Genomic DNA, 5,993 nt, shown 5'->3' on the forward strand with positions numbered 1-5,993 from the left:
TCACATGATCGTCCAGATGGACATAGAGTGCCGTCAGAAGGGCGTCCAGCTCAGTCTTCACAAACCGATCTTGGACGCCCTTCGCTGTGCCCGCAGACGATCAGCGAATTTCACATCAACGATCTAGTCCGCGTAGTAAACCTCCAGGTGGTAGTGCGACGCGGTGTGCGACCAGTGCGGGCCGTTGATCGCGCGGCACTGCCACGTCCCGCCCCAGAGCTTGCCGGCGGACCTGCAGGACGCGAAGCCCGCCGAAGTCAGCGGGTAAGCCGCGACATACTCCCAGTGCCCTGCCGATCTCGCCGTGGCGCCGGCCGGACCCGCTACGAGAGCAGCGGCGGCGGTCACACCAGCCAGTGCGACCGCGCCCAGACGTTTCGTGAGCATGTTCATGATGCTCCTCAACAGAGGGGTTTCCCGCATTATCACTCATTCCGTGGCGGTAACTCGGGCGCGGCGGCCGAGCACGACCAGCCGCCGCGCGGCGCTCGCACCGCGATCGAGCTCCAGCCCGCCACTCACTTCGCGGGCGGCTTCCACGACCAGGTGATGTCCCACGTCTCCTCGTCGATGACGCCCGTGGGCTTCAGCCCGACCTTCTCCTGGAACAGCTTGCACACGGCCGTGGACTTGGGGCCGTAGATGCCGTCGACGTCGATCGTCCAGCCGCGCTTCTTGAGCTTGTACTGCCAGGTGTGCACGTCGTTGCCCTGCATGTAGGTCGCCGAGGATGGCGGCCATCATGTCGTGCACGTGTGCGGCTCCGTTCCGGGCGTGGCAAGCAATTTCGCCAGCGAGATTGCTGGTTTCCCTGTCCCCTGCTGGGGTGGTGCAGGGGTCGGTGGGGTGTCCAGAGTCGCAGACTCGCTGCGGATCCGCAACGACTCTTGAAAGGGTCTGAAACGCTCTCGGAACGCGCGGGGGAAGCGGTCGGACCGGGTCACCCCCGGAAAGGGTGTTGAGCGCTCCTGAGACGCTCTCAGACGCGCATGGAGTGATCACGCTGGACGGGAGACACGCTAGCGCTCCCGCGAGCAACCACAGTTGCGCAAAGTGCGCAATGCCAGAAGACTGGAGGCGCGACCGGACACCGACAGCGGAGGCGACGCACTCATATGGCCAGCACAGGCAAGGCGGCAACCCGCGGCGAGGCCGTGCCCGAGGCCCGGTTCAGCGAGCGATCGAAGCCAGCGCCGGCCACAGCCACGAAGACGAAACCGCCAGCGACTCCCCGACGCGTCGGCAAGCCGAAAACCATGTACGCGCTCAACGTGCGCATCCCCCGCAACATGGACGAGCGCCTCACCGCCGCCGTCGAGCGCACCGGCATGGGACCCCAGGCCATCGCCCACGAGGCGATCAACGACTACGCCACAGCGGTCGGCGTCCCCGAGGACATCCCCGTCCCCGCCAAGGAAGACCGCCCGTTCCGTGAGCGCACCCCGAAGAAGCGCCACTACGGCACCGCCGAAGAGGAGCAGGACCGTCAGCTCGGCGTTCGCGTCACGCCCCTCACCGACGCGCGTCTCACTGCGGCCTGCGACATCACCGGCAACGGGCCGCAGGACTTCGTCCGGACGGCGTTGAACGTCTGGCTGCACAAGAAGAAGATCTCCTTCAGCGCCCGCCAGGACTAGCCGCCCGGGAAGCCGGCACGCGCGAATCGTGGACTACTTGGTGTGCCCAGTAGTCGGCTGGCTGCACTCCAGCAGCTACGCCCACAGCCGACTTCTCCCAGCCGATTTCCCGGGGTGCGAAAACGTTCATCCGTACAGCTCCGCTTGGACCCATCGACAGCGTTACAGAACAGCCATCTGGGCTTGCACGGCGACCGCCGGGTGGCTAAAGAGAAATCCGGGGTAGGTATGCAGCAGAAAGGTTCAGACGCTGGATCCAAACTCGGAGAATCGCCCTATAGGTTGTTCGGAGGCAGCCATGGCAGAGTTCCTGCTTTTCTATAGATCGGGCAATGGTTCCGCAGCTACCGCCACGATGACCGCAAATTCTCTCCATATATCGGTGGAGCATGAACCATTTTCGCTCCCCAGCAACTGGCAGATCATGGCGGCGTCGGCCCATCATCGAAAGGTGATGTTCTACAGCCGGGAACATCGCAGCGCAGAGGTGGGTCATCTGGAGTTTCAGGACTTCGGCTCAGGCATCTCCGGCGTCGTGTACGTCACCGACAAACCGTTCCCGCCTGGCAGCTTCAGCGAATGGTCACACATCACGTGGCTCACGCAAGAGAATACTCTCTTCTACGACCTCGCGTCAGGTGCAGGGGCGCTGAAGTTCGACCCGCCAAAGAAGATTTTTCCGCCTGGCAGTTTCAGTACCGGCTGGTCGAGAATCGTCTTCGGGTGGTGGACGGCGAACTCATTCTTCTACAACATTGGGAATGGAGCAGCCGCCGTCAAGTTCGACCCACCAGCAAAGATTTACCCACCTGGCAGTTTCAGCCCTGGCTGGACGTCGATTGCAGCAGGCCCGCAATCCGACAACAAAGACACCCTGCTCTTCTACAACGCTGACCAGCGGTCCGGCGCGCTCGCACGGCTTGATTTCAACGGTAATATCAACACTATCCGCTCCTGGGGGCCGGGCTCCTTCAGCTTCTGGACCCATGTAGTCGGAACGTCGAAAGGCTGGCTCTTCTATGACCACGCCTCTGGCAAAGCCGAAGTCGCCGCCCTGAACAACAACGGCCTCGCTACCACGCCCGTCCAGCTCTCTCCCGGATGGACTCACATCTCGCGCGTCGGCAAACCTTGAAGCCGTGCCGCCGTTACTGGGCCCGGCGCCGGAAGTTCGACGGCACCGGACCCAGCGTCTCTGAAAGGCTGCCTGTCCATCGGGCGGGGGGCGATCAGTGGGCGGCCACGCCCGCCAGCAGTTCCGCGTCGTGGTCGCCGGGCGGCAGATCCTCGGGCCGCAGGTCCTCCAGGACGGCGAGCAACTGCGTCGCGAGCGTGAACTCCAGCCGCCGGAAGTCGTCGAACGGCAGGATCACCTTCTCCTGTTTGAGTGCCACTCTGCCTAGCCCGGCGACGTGGTACAGGTTGCCGAGCACGCCGTACGGTTGCACGGCGGCCGCGGTGTAGGCGGGCGCGTCGTGCGGCAGCTTCGGGCACAGCCGTCTTGCCACCCGGATGCATGACCGGCAGGTGGGGGGCGAGCTCACGTACGGCTCCCCCGCTTCGGTGAGCCAGGCCGGGTGGGCCATGACCCACCACAGGCGGTGCGACTCCGGGTCCCGCGCCGTCCGCCCGCACACCTGGCACAGTCCCAGGCGCATGCAGCGTCGTTGACGCGGCGTGTTCACCATGTCGAAGATCGGGTCGCCGCCACGGCCGAGCCCTTGCCGGTGCCACAGGACTCCCCACATCCAGTCCTGCTCGATGGGGTCGGTGAACGCCAGTCGTACCCCTTCGGTGGTCCCCGGTTCGCGGACGGCCGCCAGGTCGTACGGCATGGCCTCGCCCTCGTAGGCGGTGACATGGGGAACCGGCAGGCGAGGCATCCGCGCCCGCAGACGAGGCGCGGCGGCCGGCATGCTCACCGCTCTCCCGGCTCTGCGGCGGACTCCAGCGCGGGAGCACCGGCTTCGGCGCGCTCCAGCTCTCGCTGTGCTCGCATGCGGGCCGCGTGTTCGGCGTACCAATCCTCAAGGGCCGCCATCTGGTCTTCAGGCGCAAAGGAAGTCATGGGGCAGTGATCTTCCGGTCTTGGCTCGGGTAGGTGGATTCACTTTAGTGCTAAAGCGCTTAGACGCTAAGGGGGAATGGCGCTATAGCCCTGATGCGATTCATTCGTGACATCGCCTCTGGACCCGAACGCGGACCGGCCCCTGTTCAAGCAACTCGCCGACCGGGTTCGCGAGCAGATCCGGACCGGCGAGCTGCCGCCCGGTCACAAGCTCCCGTCGCTGCATCGGCTCGCCGACATGTACGGCGTCGGGGTGGCCACCGTGGAGGACGCCCTGGCGCAGCTTCGCGGGGAAGGCCTGATCGAGACGCGCAAAGGCGTCGGCAGCTTCGTTCTGGAGGAAGCCGAACGCCGGCTGGTGACCGTGGAAGGTCCCGCGTTCGTGGAGGCGCGCATGCCGACGCCCGACGAACAGCGCGAGCTTGGCCTGCCCGCGCAGGGTGTGCCGGTGCTGGTGGTCGAGGAGGACGGCCAAGAGAAGGTGCTCCCGGCTAACCGGACGAGACTCGAGATCCCGCCCCGCTGATCACTTGGGGCGGCGCAGGCCCTCGTTCGATGCGATCCGCGCCAGGGTCTCCACCGGTATGCCGAGGGCGCGGGCGATCTCCGCGGGCTTGCGGTTCGGGTCGGGGTATGCGGCGCGCAGCTCTTCCATCTGCTCGTCCGTCAGAGTCTTCGACCGTGACCGGCGTGCCGCGCCGCTCGGCCGCCGCACCTTCCGCGCGTTGGCGTAGCGGACGATCGTGGTGACGCTCACATCGAAGTCGGCCGCGATCTCGCCGACCGGGTCGCCGGCCGCGTACCGCTTCAGGAACGCGTCGATCTCCTGGGGGGTGAGCGGCTCGCCCGTCTGATCGCTCATACGGGGGATCATAGTCACCACGCCGCCCGGTCTCGGTTCACCTCCGGGGGGCGGCTCGATGGTTGCGGACGAAGTCCTGGTACGCCTGTCGCCATGCCGGGTCCTCGAAGCGCCGAGAGAGCATCTGCCGCCGCTGTTCGGCGGCCGTTGCGTCGCCGCCGATGTCGAGACTCGCGCGCAGGAGTTCAACGCCGTCGCCGTCGCTGAGCAGGCCGTTGTCCGGTCTGCATCCGTGCTCGCACGGCATGGCCTCGACCGCGCCCCACAGGCGGCAGATCATCGGCCGGACCTCGTACACGCTGCACCGGTCGTTCTGGAGCGCCGGGCAGCTGTAGGTGCCGTCGCGCTCCATCTGGTCCAGCGCATCGTCGTGGTGCGGGATGGTCACGCCGCGCTCGCGGGCGCGCTGCCGTTCGCGGGGGTGCATGTCGATGGGGCCGCAGGAGTCGGCGCACAGGCCCTTGCAGTCCGGCTGCGGCACCTGCGCGTACAGGTCGGTGAGGCGGGCGTCGATATCGGAGCGTCGCATGGGTTCTCCAGGGGTGAGGGTTTGGGGCAGAAGAAGGGCGCGAGCCGTGGAACGGGGTACGGCTCGCGCCCTGGTGATGGCGGCGTGATCGGCTACGCCGTGGGGTTGACGGCGGCGTCGAGCTCGGAGCCCATCTGGAACTTGACGACCTGCTTGGCGGGGACGTGGATCCGCTCACCAGTCGAGGGGTTGCGCGCGGCGCGGGCGTTGCGCGTGACGACCTTGAGACGGCCGAACTTCGCGATGGCGACCTCGTCGCCGTTGGCGAGGGCCTCCTTGACGACGGCGATGACGGCGTTGACGGCGAGTTCGGACGTCGCGCGGTCCTGGACGATGTCGTTGACGGCCGAGATGAGCTGGCCCTTGTTCATGGCTGGTTGCCCTTCTGTGTCGGTGATCCAGTATTAAGCTAGCGGGCTAGCTAGCAAGATGAGCCGGTTGGGGTATCCGGCGGTCAGCGCCGCTCTTGGGCGGCGAACAGCTTGTCCGCGAGCGCGGGCAGCTCAGCCCACGTGTGGCCGCGGTGGTTCCAGCGGTGCACGCGGTCCAGCAGCCACTGGGCGCCCGGGGTGAAGAGGTACTTCACGTGGCCCGGAGCGTCCTTGATGCCGCAGCCGTCCGGGAGGTCGTCGACGGTGACGCCGTTGACGGCCAGCAGCTCGACGGCGATGCAGGCGTGCTTTTCCTGCTCGCGGCGGTTCGGGTGGGAGCCGACGCGGCCGGGGTGGGCGGCGCTGATCTCCGCGAGCTGGTGCAGGAGCGTGCCGTGGCTGATCCTGGCCCTGCGCCGCTTCCTCTTCGCGGGGTGCGCGGGCGTCTCACCTGGCGGGGGTGTGAGATCACGAGGCGAGGAGGTTGACATCGGTGTCCTTTCCGAGAGGGCGAAGGTGGGGGAAC

Annotated in this window: 10 protein-coding genes; 3 read left to right on the top strand and 7 right to left on the bottom strand. The window is 66.6% G+C overall.

Annotated elements, in window-relative coordinates; translation table 11 throughout:
• Positions 1-123 precede the first annotated feature (123 nt).
• A complete protein-coding gene (locus tag C1J01_RS45475) occupies positions 124-387 on the bottom strand; it encodes a hypothetical protein (RefSeq protein WP_146615979.1) in 264 nt (87 codons plus the stop codon).
• 131 nt (positions 388-518) lie between these two features.
• Positions 519-716 (bottom strand): peptidoglycan-binding domain-containing protein, encoded by a 198-nt coding sequence (locus C1J01_RS45480; protein WP_111185217.1) that lies wholly within the window; start codon positions 714-716, stop codon positions 519-521.
• Positions 717-1,256: 540 nt separating this feature from the next.
• Between C1J01_RS45480 and C1J01_RS45485 the strand changes: the two genes are divergently transcribed.
• Both C1J01_RS45485 and C1J01_RS49410 read left to right on the top strand, forming a co-directional pair.
• Positions 1,257-1,637 carry a hypothetical protein gene (locus tag C1J01_RS45485; protein ID WP_111185218.1) on the top strand — a complete coding sequence of 127 codons (381 nt, stop codon included), beginning with the start codon at positions 1,257-1,259 and terminating at the stop codon, positions 1,635-1,637.
• Positions 1,638-1,935: 298 nt separating this feature from the next.
• Positions 1,936-2,772, top strand: coding sequence for a hypothetical protein (locus C1J01_RS49410; RefSeq protein WP_146615980.1), 837 nt, complete (start codon positions 1,936-1,938; stop codon positions 2,770-2,772).
• Between the two features lie 94 nt (positions 2,773-2,866).
• Here C1J01_RS49410 and C1J01_RS45490 read toward each other — a convergent pair whose 3' ends face one another.
• Positions 2,867-3,559 (bottom strand): hypothetical protein, encoded by a 693-nt coding sequence (locus C1J01_RS45490; protein ID WP_146615981.1) that lies wholly within the window; start codon positions 3,557-3,559, stop codon positions 2,867-2,869.
• Positions 3,560-3,811: 252 nt separating this feature from the next.
• Here C1J01_RS45490 and C1J01_RS45495 point away from each other — a divergent pair, with 252 nt between their 5' ends.
• Positions 3,812-4,231: a GntR family transcriptional regulator gene (locus C1J01_RS45495; RefSeq protein WP_111185220.1), complete on the top strand. Its 420-nt coding sequence runs from the start codon at positions 3,812-3,814 to the stop codon at positions 4,229-4,231.
• Here C1J01_RS45495 and C1J01_RS45500 read toward each other — a convergent pair whose 3' ends face one another.
• The 4 genes from C1J01_RS45500 to C1J01_RS45515 form a co-directional block, all read right to left on the bottom strand.
• The gene (locus C1J01_RS45500) at positions 4,232-4,567 is read right to left on the bottom strand and encodes a helix-turn-helix domain-containing protein (RefSeq protein ID WP_111185221.1); all 336 of its coding nucleotides are present in this window, start codon (positions 4,565-4,567) and stop codon (positions 4,232-4,234) included.
• Between the two features lie 37 nt (positions 4,568-4,604).
• The gene (locus C1J01_RS45505; protein ID WP_111185222.1) at positions 4,605-5,096 is read right to left on the bottom strand and encodes a YkgJ family cysteine cluster protein; all 492 of its coding nucleotides are present in this window, start codon (positions 5,094-5,096) and stop codon (positions 4,605-4,607) included.
• A gap of 92 nt (positions 5,097-5,188) precedes the next feature.
• A complete protein-coding gene (locus C1J01_RS45510) occupies positions 5,189-5,467 on the bottom strand; it encodes an HU family DNA-binding protein (protein WP_111185223.1) in 279 nt (92 codons plus the stop codon).
• 83 nt (positions 5,468-5,550) lie between these two features.
• Positions 5,551-5,958: a hypothetical protein gene (locus tag C1J01_RS45515; protein ID WP_111185224.1), complete on the bottom strand. Its 408-nt coding sequence runs from the start codon at positions 5,956-5,958 to the stop codon at positions 5,551-5,553.
• Between the last annotated feature and the right edge of the window lie 35 nt (positions 5,959-5,993).

The organism is Nonomuraea aridisoli (assembly GCF_003236395.1).
GTDB lineage: Bacteria > Actinomycetota > Actinomycetes > Streptosporangiales > Streptosporangiaceae > Nonomuraea > Nonomuraea aridisoli.

Bases quoted from the DNA above. Each gene is read 5' to 3' on its own strand.
- C1J01_RS45505 (WP_111185222.1), bottom strand. From the start codon at position 5,096: ATGCGACGCTCCGATATCGACGCCCGCCTCACCGACCTGTACGCGCAG.
- C1J01_RS45475 (WP_146615979.1), bottom strand. From the start codon at position 387: ATGCTCACGAAACGTCTGGGCGCGGTCGCACTGGCTGGTGTGACCGCC.
- C1J01_RS45500 (WP_111185221.1), bottom strand. From the start codon at position 4,567: ATGAGCGATCAGACGGGCGAGCCGCTCACCCCCCAGGAGATCGACGCG.
- C1J01_RS45480 (WP_111185217.1), bottom strand. From the start codon at position 716: ATGCAGGGCAACGACGTGCACACCTGGCAGTACAAGCTCAAGAAGCGC.
- C1J01_RS45515 (WP_111185224.1), bottom strand. From the start codon at position 5,958: ATGTCAACCTCCTCGCCTCGTGATCTCACACCCCCGCCAGGTGAGACG.
- C1J01_RS49410 (WP_146615980.1), top strand. From the start codon at position 1,936: ATGGCAGAGTTCCTGCTTTTCTATAGATCGGGCAATGGTTCCGCAGCT.
- C1J01_RS45485 (WP_111185218.1), top strand. From the start codon at position 1,257: ATGTACGCGCTCAACGTGCGCATCCCCCGCAACATGGACGAGCGCCTC.
- C1J01_RS45510 (WP_111185223.1), bottom strand. From the start codon at position 5,467: ATGAACAAGGGCCAGCTCATCTCGGCCGTCAACGACATCGTCCAGGAC.